Here is a 22493-nt window from a genome sequence, read left to right on the forward strand (position 1 = left end):
CGCCGCACGGCCCTGCAGCCCGGCTGACAATGACGGCGCGGTGCAGCAATGCAGCGGTTTCGGCAGTCCCAGAAAAAATTCTCGAAACGACTGTCATATCCCGCGACGTCCTCCGTCTATTCGGCTCCTCAAACCCATGTTTCGGAGAGATGTCATGAAAAAAGTACTGATCGCAGCCTGTGTCGCCGGTTTCGCCATGGTCGCAACGGGCGCGTATGCGCAGAACGATGCGATGTCGAAGGACGGTTCGTCGATGTCGAAGGACGCAATGGGCCACGACGCGATGGCGAAGGACGGCGCGATGAAGAAGGACGCCATGAAGAAGCATGCGATGAAGAAGGACGCGATGTCGCATGACGCGATGGGCAAGTCGACGTCGGGCGACAAGATGGCGCCGTCGAACTGACCGACGGGGCGGGGCGCGGCCGGCGCATGCGGTACACGAAGCCGCTCGCGCGTCGCGCACCGCCGCTACGTTCCGGGAGTCTTCATCATGCAAACCATTCCCGCTGCCGGGCGCGCGACCGCCACGCCGCCCGCGCGCAAGATCCATCCGCTGTGGGTGCGCGTGAGCCATTGGCTCAACGCGCTCGCGGCGATCCTGATGGCACTGTCCGGCTGGCGCATCTACGATGCGTCGCCGATTTATCCACCGTTTACGTTCGCGCACGGCATCACGCTCGGCGGCTGGCTGGGCGGCGCGCTCCAATGGCATTTCGCGGCGATGTGGCTGCTGGTCGGCAACGGGCTGTTCTACCTCGCGATGTCGATCGCGACGGGCCGCCTCGTACGCAAGATGCTGCCGGTCACGCCGGCGTCGATATGGCGCGACGTGCGCGCCGCACTGGGCGGTCGGTTGTCGCACGACGACCTGAGCGTCTACAACGCGGTGCAGCGCGCCGCGTATCTGACCGCGATCGTCGATCTGATCGTGCTGGTGCTGTCGGGGCTCACGATCTGGAAGTCGGTGCAGTTTCCGTTGCTGCGCGAGCTGTTCGGCGGTTACGACAACGCGCGTGTCGTGCACTTCTGGGCGATGTCGTTGCTCGTCGCGTTTTTCGTCGTACACGTCGCGATGGCGCTGCTGGTGCCGCGCTCGCTGCTCGCGATGCTGCGCGGCCGCTGACCCGCACGCCGCGGGCGAAGGAACTCATCATGTCGGAATCCGGAAACAACCGTGGTCGGCCGAGCTGGACGCTCGACCGCAAGTCGCTCGAGCTCGACGTGCGCCGCGAACTCGAGATGCCGTCGCGGCGCCTGTTCAACCGGCGCGTGCTGACGCTCGGCGGCCTGACGATGCTGACCGGCTGCACGCTGCAGGACGACGCGTCGGTCAACGCGTTCCTCGAGAAGGTGTCGCGCATGAACGATCGCGTTCAGGCGTGGCTGTTCAGCGGCGAGCGGCTCGCGCCGACCTATACCGAGGCCGACATCACGCGGCCGTTCCCGTTCAACGCGTATTACGGCATCGACGACGTGCCGCACGTCGACGCATCGACGTACCGGCTCGTGCTGTCGGGCCGGGTGACGGGCAAGCGCGTGTGGACGCTCGACGAGCTGTATGCGCTGCCGCATGCGGAGCAGATCACGCGCCACATCTGCGTGGAGGGGTGGAGCGCGATCGGCCGCTGGGGCGGCACACCGTTCGGCGCGTTTCTGGCACGCGTCGGCGCCGATACGCATGCGAAATACGTCGGCTTCAAATGCGCGGACGATTACTACGAAAGCATCGACATGCCGACCGCGCTGCATCCGCAGACGCTGCTCGCATTCGACTACGACGGCCGGCGCCTGCCGCCCGAATTCGGCTTTCCGATGAAGCTGCGGATGCCGACCAAGCTCGGCTACAAGAATCCGAAGCACATCATGGAAATCTTCGTGACCGATACTTACCCGGGCGGCTACTGGGTCGATCAGGGGTACAACTGGTTCGGCGGATCGTGAGCGGCGGGGCGCGGCTGCGCCCGCCGTGCTTCACGTGGGCGTCACGCGGATTCGCTTACCTGCAGATCGACGCGCAGGCCGACCGCCGCCGCCATGTTCACGAGCGCGTCGAGCCCGAACAGGTTGATCTTGCCGCGCAGCAGATCGGACACGCGCGGCTGCGTGACGCCCAGCTGTTTCGCGGCCTGGGCCTGGCTGAGTTCGAGCTGCGCGATGCGCTGCTTGAGCGCGATCATCAGCGCCGAGCGCAGCTTCATGTTCTCGGCTTCGGCCGGCTGGCCCTCGATGGCGTCCCAGACATTCGTATAGCGTTCGTTGCTCATCGTTTCCTCTCGATCGTCAGCGCGCGATAGCGCCGGGTGGCCAGTTCGATATCGGTCTTGCAGGTGCGCGCCGATTGCTTGCGGAAGCAGTGCAGCACGTAGATCGCGTCGGCGAAGGTCGCGACGTAGATGATCCGGAATGCGCCGCTCGCATCGCGCAGGCGAATTTCCCGCACACCGCACCGATGGTGCGCATCGGCTTCCAGTCGTCGGGCGCCAGGCCGCGCTGCACCTGGTCGATCTGGTGACCGGCCTCGCGGCGCGCGGGCAGCGGAAAGCCGCGCAGCGCGTTCAGCGCGCTGCCGACGAAGACAACCGGCTTCGGCGGAAGGATGGTGGGATTATACAAAATTTTGTATGGTCGGTGTGCGGGTTGAACGAGTGGAATGTCGGCGACCGGACGGGCAGGCCGACCGTCACCATAAGCGCGAGGCAACGCCCGTGGCGCATGACTGGCCGTCAGGCCGATGGATCGATCGCGATGGGCGGAGAAGGGCGGCGGGCGATGTCCGCGATGCCCGGGCGACGTGTATCCGGCCCCGGATCCCGTTGGTCCGGATCCCGAAAAATGTCGCGCCGAAACGTCAGTCGATATCCTTTCAGACAGGTCTGACGATGCTTTCGAATCCTTGATGCCATAATGCCGAGCGTGCGCTGCCAAAGCCGTCTGCGTACGTTTTTTGTACCCTCTGCCGCCGCTTGCCGGTTCTCATTCGTCGCCGTTCGCACTGCCATGTCGTTCCGCACGTTCGTCTCCGCCTTCCTGGTCCCGTCAGGGGCGTTTGCCGGCATCGCCGGCGTCTTTCAGCGGAGCACGCGACACGTCGTGCGGGCGGGCTGAACGATGACACCGCTCGACCGCCTTCTCGATTTCCTCGCCCGTCTGCCGATCCGCATCCGCCTGCCGCAAAGCCGCGGCGGCCGTGTCGCACTGGCCCTGGTATTCATCTATTTCGTCTGGGGTTCGACCTACAGCGGCCTGCATTTCGCGCTGCAGTCGTTCCCGCCGCTGCTGCTGTCGGGGCTGCGCAACCTGCTCGGCGGGATCGGCCTGTTAATCTTCGCGCTGCGTCGCAAACCCGAATGGCCGACGCTGCTGGAAATTCGCAACTCGGCGATCGTCGGCACGATGCTGGTCGCGCTGTCGTCCGGCACGATCGCGCTCGGGATGCGCACGGTCAGCAGCGGCTCGGCCGCGGTGATGGTCGCGACGGTGCCACTGTTCGCGACCGTGATCGCGGCGGTGGCGGGGCGTCCCGTGACGAAGGGCGAGTGGGCGGCCGTCGCGCTCGGGATGGTCGGTATCGTCGTGCTGAATTCGGGCGGCGCGGCCGCCGCGAACTCGGCGCTCGGCACGATCTGCGTGCTCGCCGGCGCGCTGTTCTGGGCAGGCGGCGCGCATCTCGCGACGCGGCTCAAGCTGCCGTCGGACCTGTTCCTGTCGACGTCGCTGCAGATCGGCCTGGGCGGGTTGATGTCCACGATCGCCGCGTGGTTGATGGGCGAGCGCATCGAGCAGGTCGCGGTCGGTCCGGTGTTCGCGTTCTTGTACCTGATGGTGTTCTGCACGATGGCCGCGTACGTCGCTTACGGCTATCTGATTCGCCATACGAGCCCGATCATCGCGAGCAGCTGCATGTACGTGAACCCGATCGTCGCAGTCGCGCTCGGCGCGCTGATGCTCGGCGAGCCCGTGACGATGGCGACCGTGATCGCGACGGTCGCGATTCTCGGTAGTGTCGGCCTGTCGTTCTTGTTCGATCCGGCCCGCCGGCCCGCGGCGCGCGCGGCCGCCGACGCGTCATCGGCCGCGGCAGCCGTGGCCGTCGAATCGTCAGCGGGTACGACGGTAGCACCGGATGCGGCCGCGATGCCGGAGGCGGCGCCGATCCTCACGCCTTCCGCGGTACCGCTTGCGGTGCCGGCACCGGCCGCCATCGTGGACCCGGCCGCGGTCATGGATCCCGCGCCGGCATTCACGCTTGCGCCGGCCGACGAACCGGCCGCGTCTCGCGCCGACGTGTGACGCCGGCGCGAGACGCGACGTTCAGCGGTGCCGTGCGCCGCGGTGGTGGAACCAGCCAGCGAGCGCGGAAAACAGCAGGCCGGTCGCGCACATGCCGGTCCAGCCGAACGCGCGCCACGCGGCGACGCCGGCCGACGAGCCGAGCGCGCCGCCGATGAAGTAGCACACCATGTAGACAGTGTTCACGCGGCTGCGCGCCTCGGGCTTCAACGCGTAGATACGCGACTGGTTCGAGATCTGCGCGGCCTGCACGCCGACATCGAGCACGATCACGCCGATCACGAGCCCGGCGAGGCTCGTCCCCGACAGCGCGAAAATCACGAACGACGCCGCGAGCAGTGCGATCGCGAGCGAGATGATCGCGCGCGGGCCGCGCTTGTCCGCGAAACGGCCCGCGTATGGCGCGGCCAGCGCGCCCGCCGCGCCGACAATCCCGAAGAGTCCGGCGGCCTGCGGGCCGAGGTGGAACGGCGCGCCGGCGAGCAGCAGCGTAAGCACCGGCCAGAACGCGCTGAACGCTGCGAAGAGCGCGGCGCCCGTCAGCGATGCCTCGCGCAGCCCGCGCAGTTCCACCGCGAGGTGCCACATCGAGCCGAGCAGCTTGCCGTATGACAGGGTCGACGTCGGCGAGCTGCGCGGCAGGCGCAGCACGATCACCGCGGCCAGCGCGACGAGCGCCGCGACCGATGCACCGAACACTGCCCGCCAGCCGAAATATTCGGCGACGAAGCCGGCCGCCGTGCGCGCCAGCAGGATGCCGAGCAGCAGGCCGCTCATCACGGTGCCGACCGCATGCCCGCGCTCGGCCGGCGGCGCGATTTCGGCCGCGAACGGCACGGCCTGCTGCGCGATCGTCGCGAGCACGCCGATCGCGAGGCTCGCGCCGGCGAGCACCGCCAGCGACGGCGCGGTCGCGGCCACGATCAGCGCGATCGACAGGCCCGCGATCTGCATCAGGATCAGCCCGCGGCGATCGAAACGGTCGCCGAGCGGCGCGAGGAGGAACATGCCGGCCGCATAGCCGAGCTGCGTTGCGGTCGGCACCGCGCCGATCCATGACGCGCCGTCGGGAAAGGCGGAGCGGAAGCTGTCGAGCAGCGGCTGGTTGTAATAGATGTTCGCGACCGACACGCCCGCGATCGTCGCAAGCAGCAACAGCAAGCTGCGTGAGTAGTGGGGCGAGGCGGCGTCGGTCGGACGGTCGGTGGAGGCGGCGGACATGTCGGCAACGGAACGGAGTTGGGCGGCGTGGGCGGGGCCCGGCATCGGCTGCGCAGGCGCGCCGGGCCCCGATCGAGGGTGCCGATCATACCGGAGCGCGATGAATCCTGCCGGCCGGGCCGCCACACGACGGGCGGCACGGCCAGGCGTGACGGGCCGCCGATCGGTCGCTACTGGCGGCAACCGCCCGCAGCCGGCTGCCGTCGCGCGCGACGCGTGCCTTCAGTCGACCAGTTCGCCGCTCGGTTCATAGAACGGATAAGGCCCGTCGCCTTCGTCCACATACACGTGATGGGACACCACTCCCGCTTCTGGCGTATGGACGTGCACTGCGAATGCGGGCGGCTCGAGCCGGAACGCGGACGGCGCGTCCGCGCGCAAGTCGAATGCGACCTGGTGCGCGGGCGCCGGCACGGCCGATGCAAGCGTGCCGCCGAAGCGCGTGAACATCGTCCGGTGCACGTGGCCGCACAGCACGCGTTCGACATTTGGATAGCCGCGCAGCAGCGCATCGAGTTTCGCGGCGGCGGCGGGCGCGAGGCGCAGCGCGTCCATGTGCCCGATCCCGGATGCGAACGGCGGATGGTGCAGCGCGACGATCACCGGCCGGTCGCGTGCGGCGTCGAGCTGCGCGGCGAGCCACGCGAGCCGCGCGTCGCACAGGTCGCCGCGGCTCGCGCCGGGCACCTGCGAATCGAGCGCGAGCACCCGCACGGCGCCGACGTCGAGCGCGTACTGCACGAATTCGCCGTCCTGCAATTCGGGGCGATCGGCGAACGCGCGGCGCAGCCCCGCACGATCGTCGTGATTGCCGACCATCAGGTAATACGGAATCTCGAGCGATGCGAGGAGGTCGCGCAAATGACGGTATTCGTCGTCGTGACCGAAGTCGGTCAGGTCGCCCGTGACCAGCACCGCGTCAGGACGCGGCGCCAGCGCGTTCAGTTTCGCAATGCAGCGCGCGAGCGCGGCCGCGGTGTCGACGCGCCGGTACGCGAGCTGGCCCGGACGCTTGATGTGGAGATCGCTGATTTGAGCAAGCAGCATCGTTGTTCCTCGGAATATCTGATTATCTTGGGGCGGCGTCACGCGGCGAGTGCGATCAGGCCTTCCGCAACGATCGTGAGGCCGACCGCCGTGCCGTGCGCGAGCTCGATGCGGCCCGGCACGTCGATCACGAGCGGGTCGGGCGCCGCATGCTCGATCGTGAGCCGCGTGCGCTCGCCGAGGAACGCGCACGCACCGATCGCGCCGCGCAACGGCGCATGCGCGGGATCGGCGAGCTGCGCATCCTCCGGGCGGAAGAACCACTCGTCGGCGGCGTGCGGCGTGACGATCGAGCCACCCGTCGTCACGAGCGCGCCGTCGCGCCATTGTCCCGCAAGCCGGTTCAGCGTGCCGATGAACTGCGCGACCGTGCGGTTCGCCGGCCGGTAATAGATGTCGCGCGGCGTGCCGATCTGCTCGATGCGGCCCGCGCCCATCACGACGATCCGGTCGCCCAGTTCCATCGCCTCGGCCTGGTCGTGCGTGACGTACACGGTCGTCACGCCAAGCTCGCGCAGCAGCGCATTCATTTCGCGCCGCAGCACGTCGCGCAGCTTCGCGTCCAGCGCGGTCAGCGGCTCGTCGAGCAGCAGCACGCGCGGGCGCACCGCGAGCGCGCGTGCCAGCGCGACACGCTGGCGCTGGCCCCCCGACAGCTGATCGACCGGTTTGTCCGCATGCGCATCGAGCCGCATCATCGCGAGCAATTCGTCGACGCGTTCGCGCAGCGCGCGCGGCTCCGTCTTGCGGATCTTCAGTCCGTAGCCGACGTTGCCGCGCACCGTCAGGTTCGGAAATAGCGCGTAGTTCTGGAACACCATGCCGACCTGGCGGCGCTCGATCGGCAGCGCGGTCACGTCGTCGCCGCCGAACAGGATCGTGCCGCCGGCGTCCGGCGTGTCGAGGCCGGCGATCAGGCGCAGCGTCGTTGTCTTGCCGCAGCCGGACGGGCCGAGCAGCACGAGCGTCTCGCCCGCGCCGATCGACAGGTCGAGCGGCTCGAGCACGCGCGTGCCGCGGAACGTCTTCGCGCAGCGGGTCAGGGTGATGGGAGTGGATTCGAGTTTCATGGGAGCGGGAAAGTCAATGCAGGTCAGCGCGCGCGACGCTTCAGCGCACGCGTGCCGGACGGATCGACGCCGAGCCACTGCATCGCGACGAGAAGCGGCAGCGTCATCAGCAGGAACACGATCGTGTACGCGCTGCCGACTTCGAGGCGCAGCGATGCGTAGGTGTCGGCGAGCCCGACGGGCAGCGTCTTCGTATCGGGCGTGTGCAGCATCCACGTGAGGTTGAATTCGCCGATCGACAGTGTGAGCACCGCGAGCGCGCCCGCGACGATGCCGGGGCGCAGGTTCGGCAGCACGATCGTGACGAAGCGCGTGACGAACGACGCGCCGAGGCTCGCCGCGCCTTCCTCGAGCGTGCGCAGGTCGGCGCCGGCCGCGACGGCCGCGACCGCGCGCACCATGAACGGCAGCGTGAACACGACATGGCCGACGACGATGAACCACAGGCTCATCCGGAACGCGGTGAAGCCGCCGTACACGACCAGCAGCGCGAGCGCCGACGCGAGGCCCGGCAGCGCGACCGGCAGCACGAGCGCTTCCTCGATCACACGGGCGACGCGATTCTTGCTACGCGCGAGCGCGTAGCCGGCCGGCACGCCGACGACGAGCACGATCGCGAGCGTCGCGAACGCGACGCCGAGCGACAGCGCGACCGATCCCTGGTATTGCTGCCACACCTGGTCGAGCCAGCGCAGCGTGAGGCCGCTCGACAGCCCGCGGAAATAATTGACGGTGAGGCCCGCGAGCACCGACATCACGACGGGCACGATCAGGAACGCGCACAGCAGCAGCGTGACGGCCCATTGCAGCGTGGCGATCGCACGCGCGCCCGACACGCGCGGCGCGCGGCGCGCGGCGCCGGTCGCATGCGACGGGGCAGGCGCCGGCGACGGCGCGGACGAACCGGAAAGCGATTGCATGAAGAAATCCTCAGGCCGCGGCGGCGGCGGTGTGGCCGGTGAACCGGCGCGCGAGCGCGAGCACGGCCCACGTGACGATGCCGAGCACGATCGACAGGCCGGCCGCCGTTGCGATGTTCGCGTTCAGCGTGAACTCGGTGTAGATCGTCATCGGCAGCACGTTCAGGTCGGTGGCGAGCGTGAAGGCGGTGCCGAACGCGCCCATCGCGGTCGCGAAGCAGATCGCGCCGGCCGCGATCAGCCCCGGCGCGAGCGCCGGCAGCACGATGTCGACGAAGATGCGCCACGGCGACGCGCCGAGCGAGCGCGCGGCTTCTTCGAGCGACGCGTCGAGCTTCGACGCGGCCGCGATCACCGTGACGATCACGCGCGGAATCGAGAAGTACAGGTAGCCGACGAACAGCCCGGCAACCGAATAGGCGAACACCCACTTGTCGCCGGTCAGCTTCGCGGACAGCATCCCGATCAGCCCTTGCCGGCCGGCGAGCATGATCACCATGAAGCCGACCACGACGCCCGGGAACGCGAGCGGAAAGGTGAGCAGCGCGAGCAGCACGCGCTTGCCGGCGAATTCGCGGCGTGCGAGCAGCAGGCCCGAGATCGTCGACAGCGCGAGCGTCGCGAGCGTGACGCCGGCCGACAACACGACCGTCTCGCCGAGGCTCTTCATGTAGCGCGCGTTGGCGAGCAGTGCCGCGTACTGCGCGAAGAACGCGCCGTCGGCGGACACCCGCACGAGTGCCGCCATCGGCAGCAGCCAGAACGCGGCGAACACCGCAAGCGCCGGCGCGACGAGCGCGACGCGCCAGCGCAGCGGGAAAGTCAGGTCGAGCATGGCGTGAGTCCTGCGCTTACTGCATCACCTGCAGGTATTGCTGGCCGAACGCTTGCTGACCGGCCGCCATCTTGCCGAAGTCGACCGGTTTCGCCCGCGCATATTCGCTCGCCGGCAGGAACTTCGCGGCGACGTCGGCGCCGAGCGTCTGCGCGCGCACCGGACGCAGGTACGCGTTGGCCCACAGCTTCTGGCCTTCGTCGGACAGCACGAAGTCGAGCACCTTCCTGCCGTTCGCATCGTGCGGCGCGCCCTTGACGAGGCTCATCACGTACGGCACCGCGATCGTGCCTTCCTTCGGAATCACGAACTCGACGTTCGCGTGATCCTTGTACTTCGCGCGATACGCGTCGAAGTCGTAGTCGAGCAGAATCGGAATCTCGCCGGACAGCACGCGTGCATACGCGGTCTGCTTCGGCACGATCGGCGCGTTGGCCTTCAGCTTGCGGAACCAGTCGAGCGCCGGCTTGAAGTTGTCGAGGCTGCCGCCGAGCGCCTGGTTGACGGCGACCGCGCCCGCGTAGCCGACGAATGCGCTTGACGGATCGAGATAGCCGACCATGCCCTTGTATTCGGGCTTCAGCAGGTCCGCCCACGAGCGCGGGACCGGTTTGCCGTCGAGCGCGTCCTTGTTCACGAAGAAGCCGAGCGTGCCCGAGTGGATCGCGAACCAGTAGCCTTGCGGGTCCTTCAGGTTCGCGGGGATGTCGTTCCAGTGCGCGGGCTTGTACGGCGCGATCACGTCCTTGTCCTTCGCCTGGAATGCCGACGATATGCCGAGATACACGACATCGGCGACCGGGCTCTTCTGCTCGGCGATCAGCTGCGCGATCGCCTGGCCCGAGTTCTTGTTGTCGAACGGCACGCGGATGCCGGTCTTCTGCTTGATCGCCGCGATCTGCGCGGCCCAGTCCGCCCATTCGGGCGGGCAGTTGTAGCAGATCGCGGTTTCGTCGGCGTGGGCAGCGGGTGCGAACGCGACGAGCGCGGCGCAGGCGACGGGTGCGGCGAGCACGCGCAGCAGCGAGGTCAGGCGAAAGGACACGGTGGGTCTCCGGGCGGGGTAAGGGTATGGCGCCGCGCGCGGTGGCGCGGCGCGCGTTCAGGCCTGGTGCAACTGAAGATCGGCGGCCGGCGGCGCGACCGTCGCGCCGTCGCGCACCGTGTGCGGCAGGATCAGCGACGTGCGCTCGATCGTCGCGCCGCCGATGCATTCGACGAGGCGCCGCCATGCATGGCGGCCGATGTCCTGGTTCGGTGTCGCGACGCTCGCGAGCGGCGGCGCGAGCAGCTCGCCGATCGCGATGCCGTCGAAGCCGAGCACCGACAGGTCGTCGGGAATCGAGAAGCCCGCGCGGCGCAGGCCGCGCATTACGACCATCGCGAGCAGGTCGTTGCTGCAGAAGAGGGCGGTCGGCCGCGTGGCTTGCGCGGTGAGGTGCGCGAGCACCGCGTCGGGAAGCTCGGGCGCGTTGAAGTCGACTTCGACCGGCGGCAGCGTCGCGACGCCGGCTTCCTCGAGTGCCTGCGCGTAGCCGAGATGGCGCTGGCGCGCGCGATCCGACGCGGCGAGCGAGCCGGCCAGCATCAGCACGCGGCGATGGCCGCGCGCGGTCAGCAGACGGACGCCGTCATAGGCGGCGCGGCGGTTGTCCACCGATACCGACGGGCGGCGTTGCGTGTCGTTGTGCATCAGCACGTAATGCGGGCCGTCGCGATCGAGCATGTCGAGCAGCGGATGCGTATCCGCATCGGCGACGGTCAGGATCAGCCCCTCGACGCGCTGCTCGCGCAGCGTCTCGATCGCATGGCGCTCGCGCGCGGCGTCGTATTCGGTCGTCATCAGGATCAGCTTGAAGCCGGCCGCGGTCGCGAGTTCGTCGATGCCCTGCAGGCAATCGGCGAATACCGGGTTCGACAGCGTCGGCACGACGACGCCCACGAGCCGCGTGCGCTCCCCGCGCAATTGCCGGCCGAGCGGGCTCGGGCGGAACTGCAGCGTGTCGATGGCGGTGCGGATCGTCGCCAGCGTGGCGGGGCTGACGGTGTGCGGCGCATTGATCGCGCGCGAGACGGTGGCGATCGAGAAGCCGGCGAGCGCGGCGACGTCCTTGATGGTCGGGGTCATGAAGTTACGCGATGTAAACGTTTTCGGCACGGAAATTATCGAAAACGTTTGTGACTTCGCGATGACGCATGGGACGTCTGTTTCGTGAAAAGCGCGATACACACGTCAGACGTTTGGTGCCCGCCGAGCGGGGCGGATTCGATTGTATCGGCGGATGCTGCGGCGCGGGGCGAAATCGATGACGGTGTCGCATGGATGTCGACGGCGCTCAATGAATCGGGGCGCGGACGGTGGGGGCCGGCATGCTGCATCGCGATGCGATGCGCATGAATCAGCTAACGCATGCGCAAGCAATGGTAGAATCGCGTCCGCCCTTTTGCCGGGGTGATGAAATTGGTAAACATAGCGGACTTAAACGATTGAGTGCCCGGCCGGAAACGGTCGGTGCAGAACCCTTCAAATTCGGCGAAACCCCTGATGCGCGACGCGCGTCGAGGCAACGCCGAGCCAAGCCTCGCGGTACAGCTCGAGCGAGGAAGGTGTAGAGACTAGACGGGGGGCGCCTAAGGCGCACGGGTGGCGATCACGCCCGCGCGCGATGGCGAAGGCATAGTCCAGCGCACGAACGGCTCCGTTTCGACGACGCCGGCTTTGAAAGAAGCAGTGTGACGAAAATCCGCCGCCTTGATTGGCTTGCCGGTTCAAGTCCGGTCCCCGGCACCATCGATCGCATCGATGCGATTCGACGAAGGACTGAAAAACCCGCGACGCATCGACGCTCGCGGGTTTTTTTATTTGGTGCAATGCATGGCAAGGTGGTTCGCTGCGCGCGTCGCTGCGGCGAATACGACGCCGTGTGATACTTCGCACGCGTGTCGTACAGAACGCCATCACCACCATCGACGCGCGTGACGCTGCCGATGGAATCAAACGCAGTGTGCCTGCCGCAAGACCACCCGTCATGACCGATTCGCACTACCACTATTACGAACCGTCGCAAGGCCACGGCCTCCCGCACGACCCGCTGAACGCGATCATCGGCCCGCGCCCGATCGGCTGGATTTCCTCCCGAGGCGCCGACGGCACGCTCAACCTCGCGCCGTACAGCTTCTTCAACGCGTTCAACTATCGTCCGCCGATCATCGGTTTTTCGAGCACCGCCGCGAAGGACAGCCTGCGCAACGTGCAGGAAACCGGCGAGTTCGTCTGGAACCTCGCGACGCGCGACCTTGCCGAGCGGATGAACCAGACCTGCGCTGCGGTACCGTATGGCGTCAACGAATTCGAACTCGGCGGACTGACCGCGATTCCGTCGCGCGTCGTCGACGTGCCGCGCGTGGCGGAAAGCGGCGTGAACTTCGAATGCAAAGTGACCGACGTGATCCGGCTGCGCGATCACCACGGCGTCGAGACACCGGCGACGCTGGTGCTCGGCGAGGTCATCGCGGTGCATATTCGTCATGACCTGCTGAAGGACGGTATCTTCGACACGTTCGGCGCGGGCATCATTCTGCGCGCAGGCGGCCCGTCGGCCTACGTGCACGTGAGACCCGACAGCCGCTTCGACATCGCGCGCCCCGACGCGTGATTCGTCGCCCGCCGGCGCCAGCCGCGCGGGCCGGCGCGCAAGCGCCCCGACGCACCGAGACCCCGCCGGATCCTGGATTTCGCGGGGTCTTTTGTTTCGTATCGCTCGACATGACCGCGGTGTACCGATCGGTCGGGCTTCGATATGCACGCTCCACCGCCGTTGACGCGGCGCAGCATGGGCGACCTGCGTTCGCTCCGCCACCGGCGTCGATCGTCCAGCGGAATCCGCCATGGCAAATCTGCTCACCCGGCACGAGCGGGTTGGTCATCGACGTTTTGCGCCATAAGGCATAGATTTCAAAGGTTGGCGTGCTTATCCGTGCGCCAGCCTGCGCGAGAGCCGGCAACCGGCCGCGCGCTTCCATCAGCGTGAGACACAATCGAGCGTGGAGACGACACGATGAGCCTGTCAGAGCCATTACGTCTGCATGTGCCGGAGCCCACCGGGCGTCCGGGCTGCAAGACGGATTTTTCCTATCTGCATCTATCGCCGGCCGGCGCGGTTCGCCGCCCGCCGATCGACGTTGCGCCGGCGGACACCGCCCATCTCGCCCGCAGCCTGGTGCGCGTGCTTGACGATCACGGCGCGGCCCTCGGCCCATGGGCGCCGGACCTCGACGACGCGCGCCTGATCGCCGGGATGCGCGCGATGCTCAAGACCCGCATCTTCGACGCGCGCATGATGATCGCGCAGCGTCAGAAGAAAATCTCCTTTTACATGGTGAGCCTCGGCGAAGAGGCGATCGGCGCCGCGCACGCGATGGCGCTGCGCCACGGCGACATGTGCTTCCCGACCTACCGCCAGCAAAGCATCCTGATCGCGCGCGACGTGCCGCTCGAACGGATGATCTGCCAGTTGATGTCGAACGAGGGCGACCCGTTGAAGGGACGCCAGCTTCCGGTCATGTATTCGGACCGCGAAGCCGGCTTCTTCTCGATCTCGGGCAATCTCGCGACGCAGTTCATCCAGGCGGTCGGCTGGGCGATGGCGTCGGCGATCAAGGGCGACACGAAGATCTCGTCCGCATGGATCGGCGACGGCGCGACCGCGGAATCCGACTTCCACACCGCGCTGACGTTCGCGCACGTGTATCGCGCGCCGGTCGTGCTGAACGTCGTCAACAACCAGTGGGCGATCTCGACGTTCCAGGCGATCGCGGGCGGCGAGGGAACGACGTTCGCCGGGCGCGGCGTCGGCTGCGGCATCGCTTCGCTGCGCGTCGACGGCAACGACTTCCTCGCGATCTACGCGGCGTCGACGTGGGCAGCCGAACGCGCGCGCCGCAATCTCGGTCCGACGCTGATCGAGTGGGTGACCTATCGCGCCGGCGCGCACTCGACGTCGGACGATCCGTCGAAATACCGGCCGAGCGACGACTGGGCCCATTTCCCGCTCGGCGATCCGATCGCTCGCTTCAAGCAGCATCTGATCGCGAAGGGCATCTGGTCGGACAGCGCGCACGACGCGCTCACGGCCGAGCTGGAAGCCGAGGTGATCGCCGCGCAGAAGGAAGCGGAGAAGTTCGGAACGCTGGCCGACGACCGGATTCCATCGCCGGCCTCGATGTTCGACGACGTGTACAAGGAGCTGCCCGCGCACCTGCGCCGTCAGCGCCAGGAACTGGGAGCGTGATCATGGCGCAACATGAAACGACGACGGCATCCGCGCAACCGATGACGATGATCCAGGCGCTGCGCTCCGCGATGGACGTGATGCTCGGCCGCGACGACGACGTGGTCGTGTTCGGGCAGGACGTCGGCTACTTCGGCGGCGTGTTCCGCTGTACCGAGGGGCTGCAGGCGAAGTACGGCAAGTCGCGCGTGTTCGATGCGCCGATCTCGGAAGGCGGGATCGTCGGCGCCGCGGTCGGGATGGGGGCGTACGGATTGCGGCCGGTCTGCGAGATCCAGTTCGCGGACTACTTCTATCCGGCGTCCGACCAGATCGTGTCGGAAGGCGCGCGACTGCGCTATCGCTCCGCGGGGCAGTTCACCGCGCCGATGACGATCCGCATGCCATGCGGCGGCGGCATTTACGGCGGTCAGACGCACAGCCAGAGCCCGGAGGCGATGTTCACGCAGGTCTGCGGATTGCGAACGGTGATGCCGTCGAATCCGTACGACGCGAAAGGACTCCTGATCGCTTCGATCGAGAACGACGATCCGGTGATTTTCCTCGAGCCGAAACGCCTGTACAACGGGCCGTTCGACGGCCATCACGAGCGTCCCGTCACGTCGTGGCTCAAGCATCCGGGCAGTGCGGTGCCGGAAGGCTATTACACGGTGCCGCTCGATACGGCTGCCGTCGTGCGGCCCGGCAACGACTTGACGGTGCTGACGTACGGCACGACCGTGCACGTGTCGCTGGCGGCCGCCAAGGAAACCGGCATCGATGCGGAAGTGATCGACCTGCGCACGCTGTGGCCGGTCGATCTCGACACGATCGTCGCGTCGGTGCGCAAGACGGGGCGCTGCGTGGTGGTGCACGAGGCGACGCGCACCTGCGGCTACGGCGCGGAGCTGGTGTCGCTCGTGCAGGAGCACTGCTTCTACCATCTGGAAGCGCCGATCGAGCGGACGACGGGCTGGGACACGCCGTATCCGCACGCGCAGGAATGGGCGTATTTCCCCGGCCCGGCCCGGGTCGGCGAAGCGTTGCGACGCGTGATGGAGGCCTGAGATGGGGATTCATGTCATCAAGATGCCGGATATCGGCGAAGGGATTGCCGAGGTCGAGCTGGTGGCCTGGCACGTGCAACCGGGGCAGACGATCGCCGAAGACCAGCCGCTCGCCGATGTGATGACCGACAAGGCGGCGGTGGAGATTCCGTCGCCGGTGGCCGGCAAGGTGCTGGAGCTCGGCGGGCGGATCGGGGAGATGATGGCGGTCGGCAGCGAGTTGATCCGTCTCGAAGTCGAAGGCGACGGCAACCTGAAGCCGGGCGCGAAGGCGCGCGAGGCCGGCGCGGACGTGGCGCAGCCTCCGGGGGCGGCCGATGTGCGTGTCGAGCCGTCTCATGTCGATGCGGTGTCCGAAACACATGGGGCGCCGAAGGAGACGACGCATGCCGCGCCCCGCGTGCCGGCCGAGCCGCGCCGCGCGGAACACGCGGTGCCGCCGCGCGCGGCACTCGCGCCGGGCGAGCGGCCGCTCGCGTCGCCGGCGGTGCGCCAGCGCGCATGGGACATGGGCATCGAGCTGCGCTACGTGCGCGGCACTGGCGAAGCCGGGCGGATCCTGCACGCGGACCTCGATGCATACGCACGCACGGGCGGCGGCGCGGCGCGCGGATCGCAAGCGCGCGGCTACGACGAGCGCAACGACGAAACCGGTGTGCCGGTAATCGGCTTGCGGCGCGCGATCGCGCGCAAGATGCAGGAAGCGAAGCGCCGCATTCCGCACTTCACCTACGTCGAGGAGATCGACGTCACCGAGCTCGAATCGCTGCGCGCCGAGTTGAACCGGCGCCACGGCGACACGCGCGGCCGGCTCACGCCGCTGCCGCTGCTGATTCGCGCGATGGTGATCGCGCTGCGCGCGTTCCCGCAGATCAATGCACGTTACGACGACGAGGCCGGTGTCGTCACGCGCTACGGCGCGGTGCACATGGGCGTCGCGACGCAGACGGACGGCGGCCTCACGGTGCCGGTGCTGCGTCATGCGGAAGCGCGTGACGTGTGGTCGATCTCGGCGGAAATCGCGCGGCTCGCCGATGCGGTGCGAGCGAACCGCGCGCAGCGCGACGAGCTGACCGGCTCGACGATCACGATCTCGAGCCTCGGTGCGCTCGGCGGCATCGTGTCGACGCCGGTCATCAACCATCCGGAGGTCGGCATCGTCGGCGTGAACCGGATCGTCGAGCGGCCGATGATCCGCGACGGCGCGATCGTCGCGCGCAAGATGATGAACCTGTCGTCGTCGTTCGATCATCGCGTGGTCGACGGCGCGGACGCGGCAGAATTCATCCAGGCCGTGCGCGAGGTGCTCGAGCGCCCGGCGCTGCTGTTCGTGGAGTGAGAACGATGAAGAACGAACACACCACGTTGCTCGTGATCGGCGGCGGGCCGGGCGGATACGTCGCCGCGATTCGCGCGGGGCAGCTCGGTATTCCGACGGTGCTCGTCGAGCGCGAACGGCTCGGCGGCACGTGCCTGAACATCGGCTGCATTCCGTCGAAGGCGCTGATCCATGTCGCCGACGCGTTCGAGCAGGCATGCGGGCAGGCCGGCGAGGGAATGCTCGGGATTCGCGTGCGCACACCGGAGATCGACATCGCGAAGAGCGTCGCGTGGAAGGATGGCATCGTCGAGCGGCTCACGCGCGGTGCCGGCGCGCTGCTGAAGAAGCACGGCGTGCGCGTGTTGCACGGCGATGCGCGCGTGGTCGACGGCAAGACGGTCGACGTCGTCGCCGGCGACCATGCGATGCGGATCGCCTGCGAGCACCTGTTGCTCGCGACCGGCTCGGAGCCGGTCGCGCTGCCGTCGATGCCGTTCGGCGGGCACGTTGTCTCGTCGACCGAGGCGCTGTCGCCCGCGTCGTTGCCGAAGCGGCTGGTCGTCGTCGGCGCCGGGTACATCGGGCTCGAACTCGGATTCGTCTATCGCAAGCTCGGCGTCGACGTCAGCATCGTCGAGGCGGCCGAGCGTGTGCTGCCCGCGTACGACGCGGAACTTGCGAAGCCGGTCGCCGATTCGCTCGCGCGGCTCGGTGTCGGGCTCTGGCTGGGTTACAAGGTGCAGGGTCTCGCGAGCGACGGCGCGGTGCGCGTGCAGGCACCCGACGGCGCGGAGAACACGCTGCCGGCCGATCGCGTGCTGGTCGCGGTTGGGCGACGGCCGCGCGTCGACGGCTTCGGGCTCGAATCGATGCCGCTCGATCGCAATGGCCGCGCACTACGCATCGATGACGAATGCAGGACGTCGATGCGCAACGTGTGGGCGATTGGCGACGTGGCCGGCGAGCCGATGCTCGCGCATCGCGCGATGGCGCAGGGCGAGATGGTGGCCGAGCTGATCGCCGGACGCCGCCGCAAGTTCACGCCGGCATCGATCCCGGCGGTGTGCTTCACCGATCCCGAGGTCGTGACGTCCGGCTGGTCGCCCGACGACGCGAAGGCGGCCGGCATCGACTGCATCAACGCGTCGTTCCCGTTAGCGGCGAACGGCCGCGCGATGACGCTGCAGGCGACCGACGGCTTCGTGCGCGTCGTCGCGCGGCGCGACACGCATCTGATCGTCGGCTGGCAGGCGGTGGGGCGCGGCGTGTCGGAACTGGCCGCGGCGTTCTCGCAGTCGCTCGAGATGGGCGCGCGGCTCGAGGACATCGGCGGCACGATCCACGCGCACCCGACGCTTGGCGAAGCGATGCAGGAGGCGGCGTTGCGTGCGCTGGGGCATGCGCTGCATGTGTGAGCATGCGCCGGCATGCGCAGCCGGTCGGAGCCTCGCCGCAGGCGGTCACGAAGGCATCCGCGTGCTGGCAGGCTGCGCCGTCACGTCGCGATAGAACGCATCGATCGCGTCCACCATTTGCGCAAGTCCCGGCTGCTCGAGCGGATAGTGGCCGGCGTTGTCGAGCATCACGACCTTGACCGGTACGTTGCGGATCCGCGCGAGGAACGGCTCGCTCAGGTGGCGCGGCGTCCAGCGGTCCGCGGCCGGCTGCGTGAGCAGGACCGGGCAGACGCGGAAATTCTCCGGCTCGAGCGCCGGCCGATACGACATGTACGAATCGAGAAAGGCCATCGTCATCGCGTTCCCGGCCGACGTGCGATCGGACAGCCACACCTTCAGCGCGTCGTCGCGATTGACGAGCGCGTGCATCTTGCTCGCGAGCGACATCGGGATGCGCATCGCGCGCAGCGGCGTCTTCGCGGTGAAGTGCGTCATCGGGCCGCCGACGCGGCTCATGAACAGGTTGCGCGCGGTTTCGTCGCGCACCTGCCGAAGGCGCTGATCGAGGAACGTCATGCCGACGATGCCGTCGACCTTGCCGTTCAGCGCAGCCACATGGTAAGTCAACATGCCGCCCGCGCTCAGCCCGTAGAGCACGATGGGGCGATCGTCCTTCGCGCGCTCCGCGTCGATCAGGTCGCTGCCGGCGCGCACCCAGTCGTCGTAACGCACCAGCGCGCCGCGCGCCACTTCGGTCATCCCGTATTCGGGCATGTCGACCGCGATCGTCTCGTAGCCGCGTCGCGCGAGCTGCTCGCCGACGATCATCGACATCTGCCGCCCGTTGGTGCCGACGCCATGGAACAGGATCACCTTCACTTTCGCCAGAGGATTGCGATACGTGTCGAGATGGAGGCGATGGCCGTTCCAGCGCCACCATTCTTCATGCGGCTCGCGGTCGGACGTCCACTGGAAATCGGGCGGCAGGAATGCCTGCATGGTGCGCCAGACGGGTTGGTCTGCATAGGTCTTGGACATGGCGGCGGACTCCGGTCGATTGCACGAAAGGGCGGGTTGCGATGGATCCCATCATGATCCGTCGAGTGGACGCCGGCCATGCTGGCGCGGGCCAACCGCTTTAGAATCTAGGCCAACGCACGTCACGAGGGGTCCGATGAACGTCTGGAACTTTGCCCGCAGCCCGGCTTCCGTCCTGCTGATGATCGCGTTCGGGCGCGAGCGCGCGATTGCGCCGGCGGCCTTGCTGAAGGGCTCGCAGCTCACGCTGAAGCAACTGGCCGATCCGGACTTCACCGTGCTGGCCGCGCAGGAGCTGACGGTCGCGTCGAACCTGCTGGCGCTCACCGGCGACGAGCCCGGCATCGGCCTGACGGTCGGCCTGTCGTACCAGCTGTCGGCCTACGGGTTGCTCGGATACGGGCTGCTGAGCAGCGCGACCGGCATGGACGCCGTCGCGCTCGCCGGCCGCTATCTGGCGCTCACCTATACGTTCGTCGGGATGACGTACCGTCGCGCCGGTCGACACGACGCGATCGTATTCGACGCGTCGCCGGAACTATCGGCGCCGCTGCAGCGTTTCTTCGTCGAGCGCGCGATGGGCGCGACCTGCCGCGTGCTGCGCGACGTGATCGGTGATGCGTTCGAGCTCGCGACATTCGATGTCGGATACGACGTGGAGCCGGGCGGCCGGCAGGTGCTCGGCACGCGGGTCCGGTACGGGCGGCCGGGCAATGCGATCACGTTCGAGCATGCGCAGCTCGAACGGCCGTTGCCGCAGGCCAACGCCGCGACCGCCGCGATGTGCGAGCGCATGTGTGCGGAGCTGGTCTCGCGCCGGCGCACGCGCGTCGATTTCGTGTCGTTCCTGAATGAATACCTTGCCACGCGGCCGTTCGATCGGCCGCCGCAGCTGAAGGACATCGCGACGCTGCTGAACACGAGCGAGCGCACGCTCAAGCGCCGGCTGCAGGAAGAGGGCGCGTGCTTCCGCGACATCTCCAATGCGGTGCGCAAGACGCGCGCGCAGGCGCTGCTCGCCGAAGGGCGGCTGTCGATCAAGGAGATCGCGGAGGAACTGGGATTCAGCGACATGTCGTCGTTTTCGCAGGCATACAAGCGCTGGACCGGTGTCGCGCCGAGCGTGTCGAGGCTGGCTGGAACACCTTCGTAGCGGGCGCGATGCGGGGTGCGGTTGACCCGCCCGCGCGGACAGTTCATCGTGTCGGTTCCCCGCCGATTCACCGGCCTCCCACGGAATGACTTGCCATGAAACTGTTGCTCGTCGGCGCGACCGGGCTCGTCGGCCGCCACGTCCTGGAAGCCGCACTGGCCGACGCGCGGGTGGACCAGGTCGTCGTGCTCGCGCGCCGGCCGTTGTCGCCGCATCCGAAAATGCGCGCGCTGATGGTTGACTTCGACCACCTCCCCGAGGCGGCCGACTGGTGGCAGGCCGACGCGGTGATCTGCACGCTCGGCACCACGATGCGCGTCGCGGGCTCGCAGGCCGCATTCCGCCGCGTCGATCACGACTATCCACTCGCGGTCGCGCGTCTCGCGCATCGGTTTGGCACGCCGACCTACGTACTCAATTCCGCGCTCGGCGCCGACCCGGGCTCGCGTATCTTCTACAACCGCGTGAAGGGCGAGGTCGAGCGCGCGCTGGCAGGCATCGGGTTCGCGTCGCTCACCTGCGTGCGGCCGGGACTGATCGGCGGCAGCCGCGACGAATTCCGGTTCGGCGAACGGATGCTGGTGTTTGCGTTGAGCGTCGTCGGGCCGCTGCTGCCGCGGAAGTGGCGCGTGAATCCCGCGCCGCGCATTGCCCGCGCGCTGCTCGATGCCGCGCTCGAGGCGCGGCCGGGTGTGCATGTTGTCGGATCGGAGCGGCTTGCCTGACCCGTGGCGGTCGGCACGCTGCCCCATACCCGGCCCGCACGGACGAGCGAGCCGACTGCCTGCGCCGACTATCGCGCACGAAACCGTCGAGCACGCCGAACTGTTCCGCGAGCGCATCGCGCAACGCATCCGGCGCTTCGCCGCCGTCGCCACCGGCGCCACCGGCGCCACCGGCGTCGCGCACGGTGACGGCCGACGCGCTCCCGCAAGACTGTTTCGTCATACCAAGCGATAGTGCAGACGTGGCGCGCACGCCGACCTACGATGAAGACATCGCGTCCATCGTCTGCCCGACCGTGTGCACCCACTACCGCGCCCCTGATGAAGACCCGGGTATCAGCGAGCTGAGGATCGGCATCGGCGATCTGTTTCGTCGCGATCCGTGGGAACCCGACGTATATCCGGATTACGCGGCGCCTATCGCGTGCGCCGACGGCGACGGTCTCGCGGTCGTCAGCGCGGTGTTCGGCTTCTGGCCGAAGTTCATGCAGCCCGAGCGCCTCGACGAGAACGGCCGCAAGCGAAAGAAACTCGATACGGTGAACGCGCGCGCGGAAACCGTCGGTTCTTCGCGGCTCTACGGCAACGCCTGGCGCAACGGCCAGCGCTGCCTGATTCCGGTGCGATGGATCTTCGAGCCCTGCTACGAAACGGGCCGCAACGTATGGCACCGGATCGGTGCCGACGGCTGGCAACCGTGCTGCATCGCCGGCCTCTGGCGGCGTTACGAAACGGTCGGCGGTCGCGAGTGCATCGGCATGACGATGCTCACGGTCAATGCCGACGATCATCCGCTGTTCGCGCGCATGCATCGGCCCGGCGACGAGAAGCGCGGTGTCGTGATCCTGCGCCGCGACGACTACGACGAATGGCTGCACACGCGCGACATCGAAGCTGCGCGACGCATGCTGATTCTCCTGCCCGCCGGCGCCATGATCGCCGCACCCGATCAGGCATCTTCCGCCGGCACCTGAGGTTTCGTTTTCCCTGCATTGTTCATACGCGCAGCCGACGCCTCCGGTCGCCGGCGGCACGCCGTTTCCGGGACGATCTGCCAGACTGCCGGACACCGGGTAATCACCGATTTCGGCCTGGTTGTATATACAACATCATCCGCTGGCATTGTCGGCACGGGT

The 22493-nt window shown here is 68.0% G+C and carries 21 protein-coding genes and 1 pseudogene; 12 read left to right on the top strand and 10 right to left on the bottom strand.

What is annotated here, in order from left to right:
• Nucleotides 1-154 precede the first annotated feature (154 nt).
• From WI26_RS05645 to WI26_RS05655, 3 genes are all read left to right on the top strand, one after another.
• Nucleotides 155-406 (top strand): pentapeptide MXKDX repeat protein, encoded by a 252-nt coding sequence (locus WI26_RS05645; RefSeq protein WP_069225410.1) that lies wholly within the window; start codon nucleotides 155-157, stop codon nucleotides 404-406.
• A gap of 87 nt (nucleotides 407-493) precedes the next feature.
• Nucleotides 494-1126 (top strand): cytochrome b/b6 domain-containing protein, encoded by a 633-nt coding sequence (locus tag WI26_RS05650; RefSeq protein ID WP_069225411.1) that lies wholly within the window; start codon nucleotides 494-496, stop codon nucleotides 1124-1126.
• A 29-nt stretch (nucleotides 1127-1155) separates the two neighbouring features.
• Entirely contained in the window at nucleotides 1156-1944 is a 789-nt protein-coding gene (locus WI26_RS05655; RefSeq protein ID WP_059523572.1) for a molybdopterin-dependent oxidoreductase, read from the top strand.
• Between the two features lie 41 nt (nucleotides 1945-1985).
• Here the strand turns inward: WI26_RS05655 and WI26_RS05660 are convergent, their stop codons facing one another.
• Nucleotides 1986-2267 carry a helix-turn-helix domain-containing protein gene (locus tag WI26_RS05660; RefSeq protein WP_059508721.1) on the bottom strand — a complete coding sequence of 94 codons (282 nt, stop codon included), beginning with the start codon at nucleotides 2265-2267 and terminating at the stop codon, nucleotides 1986-1988.
• Nucleotides 2264-2616 (bottom strand): annotated as a pseudogene (locus WI26_RS05665) (type II toxin-antitoxin system RelE/ParE family toxin). The gene WI26_RS05660 and the pseudogene WI26_RS05665 overlap by 4 nt, the downstream one beginning before the upstream one ends.
• 495 nt (nucleotides 2617-3111) lie before the next feature.
• Between WI26_RS05665 and WI26_RS05670 the strand changes: the two are divergent.
• Nucleotides 3112-4293 carry an EamA family transporter gene (locus tag WI26_RS05670; RefSeq protein ID WP_069225412.1) on the top strand — a complete coding sequence of 394 codons (1182 nt, stop codon included), beginning with the start codon at nucleotides 3112-3114 and terminating at the stop codon, nucleotides 4291-4293.
• 21 nt (nucleotides 4294-4314) lie between these two features.
• On the opposite strand, the gene WI26_RS05675 is transcribed toward WI26_RS05670, so the two are convergent.
• The 7 genes from WI26_RS05675 to WI26_RS05705 form a co-directional block, all read right to left on the bottom strand.
• Nucleotides 4315-5514, bottom strand: coding sequence for an MFS transporter (locus WI26_RS05675; RefSeq protein ID WP_069225413.1), 1200 nt, complete (start codon nucleotides 5512-5514; stop codon nucleotides 4315-4317).
• Nucleotides 5515-5736: 222 nt separating this feature from the next.
• Nucleotides 5737-6561 carry a phosphodiesterase gene (locus tag WI26_RS05680; protein WP_059465546.1) on the bottom strand — a complete coding sequence of 275 codons (825 nt, stop codon included), beginning with the start codon at nucleotides 6559-6561 and terminating at the stop codon, nucleotides 5737-5739.
• 38 nt (nucleotides 6562-6599) lie between these two features.
• Nucleotides 6600-7631 (bottom strand): ABC transporter ATP-binding protein, encoded by a 1032-nt coding sequence (locus WI26_RS05685; protein WP_069225414.1) that lies wholly within the window; start codon nucleotides 7629-7631, stop codon nucleotides 6600-6602.
• Nucleotides 7632-7654: 23 nt separating this feature from the next.
• Nucleotides 7655-8551 (bottom strand): ABC transporter permease, encoded by an 897-nt coding sequence (locus tag WI26_RS05690; RefSeq protein ID WP_069225415.1) that lies wholly within the window; start codon nucleotides 8549-8551, stop codon nucleotides 7655-7657.
• A 10-nt stretch (nucleotides 8552-8561) separates the two neighbouring features.
• Nucleotides 8562-9386: an ABC transporter permease gene (locus WI26_RS05695; protein ID WP_069225416.1), complete on the bottom strand. Its 825-nt coding sequence runs from the start codon at nucleotides 9384-9386 to the stop codon at nucleotides 8562-8564.
• A gap of 16 nt (nucleotides 9387-9402) precedes the next feature.
• Nucleotides 9403-10431 (bottom strand): ABC transporter substrate-binding protein, encoded by a 1029-nt coding sequence (locus WI26_RS05700; protein ID WP_069225417.1) that lies wholly within the window; start codon nucleotides 10429-10431, stop codon nucleotides 9403-9405.
• Between the two features lie 57 nt (nucleotides 10432-10488).
• On the bottom strand, nucleotides 10489-11514 hold the full coding sequence (locus WI26_RS05705; protein ID WP_059465551.1) for a substrate-binding domain-containing protein: 1026 nt from the start codon (nucleotides 11512-11514) through the stop codon (nucleotides 10489-10491).
• 901 nt (nucleotides 11515-12415) lie between these two features.
• Between WI26_RS05705 and WI26_RS05710 the strand changes: the two genes are divergently transcribed.
• The 5 genes from WI26_RS05710 (at nucleotide 12416) to lpdA (ending at nucleotide 18459) form a co-directional block, all read left to right on the top strand.
• Nucleotides 12416-13042: a flavin reductase family protein gene (locus WI26_RS05710; RefSeq protein WP_059508727.1), complete on the top strand. Its 627-nt coding sequence runs from the start codon at nucleotides 12416-12418 to the stop codon at nucleotides 13040-13042.
• A gap of 402 nt (nucleotides 13043-13444) precedes the next feature.
• Nucleotides 13445-14677 (top strand): 3-methyl-2-oxobutanoate dehydrogenase (2-methylpropanoyl-transferring) subunit alpha, encoded by a 1233-nt coding sequence (locus WI26_RS05715; protein ID WP_069225418.1) that lies wholly within the window; start codon nucleotides 13445-13447, stop codon nucleotides 14675-14677.
• A 2-nt stretch (nucleotides 14678-14679) separates the two neighbouring features.
• Nucleotides 14680-15723, top strand: coding sequence for an alpha-ketoacid dehydrogenase subunit beta (locus WI26_RS05720; RefSeq protein WP_069225419.1), 1044 nt, complete (start codon nucleotides 14680-14682; stop codon nucleotides 15721-15723).
• Nucleotide 15724: 1 nt separating this feature from the next.
• Complete coding sequence (locus tag WI26_RS05725; RefSeq protein ID WP_069225420.1) at nucleotides 15725-17062, top strand: dihydrolipoamide acetyltransferase family protein; 1338 nt, start codon at nucleotides 15725-15727, stop codon at nucleotides 17060-17062.
• Nucleotides 17063-17067: 5 nt separating this feature from the next.
• The gene (gene lpdA, locus WI26_RS05730) at nucleotides 17068-18459 is read left to right on the top strand and encodes a dihydrolipoyl dehydrogenase (RefSeq protein ID WP_069225421.1); all 1392 of its coding nucleotides are present in this window, start codon (nucleotides 17068-17070) and stop codon (nucleotides 18457-18459) included.
• A gap of 45 nt (nucleotides 18460-18504) precedes the next feature.
• Here lpdA and WI26_RS05735 read toward each other — a convergent pair whose 3' ends face one another.
• Nucleotides 18505-19479: an alpha/beta hydrolase gene (locus WI26_RS05735; protein WP_059465557.1), complete on the bottom strand. Its 975-nt coding sequence runs from the start codon at nucleotides 19477-19479 to the stop codon at nucleotides 18505-18507.
• 136 nt (nucleotides 19480-19615) lie between these two features.
• On the opposite strand from WI26_RS05735, the gene WI26_RS05740 reads away from it, so the two are divergent.
• The 3 genes from WI26_RS05740 (at nucleotide 19616) to WI26_RS05750 (ending at nucleotide 22331) form a co-directional block, all read left to right on the top strand.
• Nucleotides 19616-20632 (top strand): AraC family transcriptional regulator, encoded by a 1017-nt coding sequence (locus WI26_RS05740; protein ID WP_059465558.1) that lies wholly within the window; start codon nucleotides 19616-19618, stop codon nucleotides 20630-20632.
• 95 nt (nucleotides 20633-20727) lie between these two features.
• A complete protein-coding gene (locus WI26_RS05745) occupies nucleotides 20728-21357 on the top strand; it encodes an NAD-dependent epimerase/dehydratase family protein (protein ID WP_069225422.1) in 630 nt (209 codons plus the stop codon).
• Nucleotides 21358-21653: 296 nt separating this feature from the next.
• The gene (locus WI26_RS05750; protein ID WP_069226356.1) at nucleotides 21654-22331 is read left to right on the top strand and encodes an SOS response-associated peptidase family protein; all 678 of its coding nucleotides are present in this window, start codon (nucleotides 21654-21656) and stop codon (nucleotides 22329-22331) included.
• The last annotated feature ends 162 nt before the right edge of the window (nucleotides 22332-22493 follow it).

Source organism: Burkholderia diffusa, from assembly GCF_001718315.1.
GTDB lineage: Bacteria > Pseudomonadota > Gammaproteobacteria > Burkholderiales > Burkholderiaceae > Burkholderia > Burkholderia diffusa_B.

Excerpts from the sequence above, each read along its gene's own strand:
- WI26_RS05675 (WP_069225413.1), bottom strand. The coding sequence starts at position 5,514 with ATGTCCGCCGCCTCCACCGACCGTCCGACCGACGCCGCCTCGCCCCAC.
- WI26_RS05670 (WP_069225412.1), top strand. The coding sequence starts at position 3,112 with ATGACACCGCTCGACCGCCTTCTCGATTTCCTCGCCCGTCTGCCGATC.
- WI26_RS05745 (WP_069225422.1), top strand. The coding sequence starts at position 20,728 with ATGAAACTGTTGCTCGTCGGCGCGACCGGGCTCGTCGGCCGCCACGTC.
- WI26_RS05655 (WP_059523572.1), top strand. The coding sequence starts at position 1,156 with ATGTCGGAATCCGGAAACAACCGTGGTCGGCCGAGCTGGACGCTCGAC.
- WI26_RS05720 (WP_069225419.1), top strand. The coding sequence starts at position 14,680 with ATGGCGCAACATGAAACGACGACGGCATCCGCGCAACCGATGACGATG.
- lpdA (WP_069225421.1), top strand. The coding sequence starts at position 17,068 with ATGAAGAACGAACACACCACGTTGCTCGTGATCGGCGGCGGGCCGGGC.
- WI26_RS05740 (WP_059465558.1), top strand. The coding sequence starts at position 19,616 with ATGAACGTCTGGAACTTTGCCCGCAGCCCGGCTTCCGTCCTGCTGATG.
- WI26_RS05685 (WP_069225414.1), bottom strand. The coding sequence starts at position 7,631 with ATGAAACTCGAATCCACTCCCATCACCCTGACCCGCTGCGCGAAGACG.
- WI26_RS05695 (WP_069225416.1), bottom strand. The coding sequence starts at position 9,386 with ATGCTCGACCTGACTTTCCCGCTGCGCTGGCGCGTCGCGCTCGTCGCG.
- WI26_RS05705 (WP_059465551.1), bottom strand. The coding sequence starts at position 11,514 with ATGACCCCGACCATCAAGGACGTCGCCGCGCTCGCCGGCTTCTCGATC.
- WI26_RS05645 (WP_069225410.1), top strand. The coding sequence starts at position 155 with ATGAAAAAAGTACTGATCGCAGCCTGTGTCGCCGGTTTCGCCATGGTC.
- WI26_RS05690 (WP_069225415.1), bottom strand. The coding sequence starts at position 8,551 with ATGCAATCGCTTTCCGGTTCGTCCGCGCCGTCGCCGGCGCCTGCCCCG.
- WI26_RS05660 (WP_059508721.1), bottom strand. The coding sequence starts at position 2,267 with ATGAGCAACGAACGCTATACGAATGTCTGGGACGCCATCGAGGGCCAG.
- WI26_RS05715 (WP_069225418.1), top strand. The coding sequence starts at position 13,445 with ATGAGCCTGTCAGAGCCATTACGTCTGCATGTGCCGGAGCCCACCGGG.
- WI26_RS05650 (WP_069225411.1), top strand. The coding sequence starts at position 494 with ATGCAAACCATTCCCGCTGCCGGGCGCGCGACCGCCACGCCGCCCGCG.
- WI26_RS05680 (WP_059465546.1), bottom strand. The coding sequence starts at position 6,561 with ATGCTGCTTGCTCAAATCAGCGATCTCCACATCAAGCGTCCGGGCCAG.
- WI26_RS05735 (WP_059465557.1), bottom strand. The coding sequence starts at position 19,479 with ATGTCCAAGACCTATGCAGACCAACCCGTCTGGCGCACCATGCAGGCA.
- WI26_RS05725 (WP_069225420.1), top strand. The coding sequence starts at position 15,725 with ATGGGGATTCATGTCATCAAGATGCCGGATATCGGCGAAGGGATTGCC.
- WI26_RS05710 (WP_059508727.1), top strand. The coding sequence starts at position 12,416 with ATGACCGATTCGCACTACCACTATTACGAACCGTCGCAAGGCCACGGC.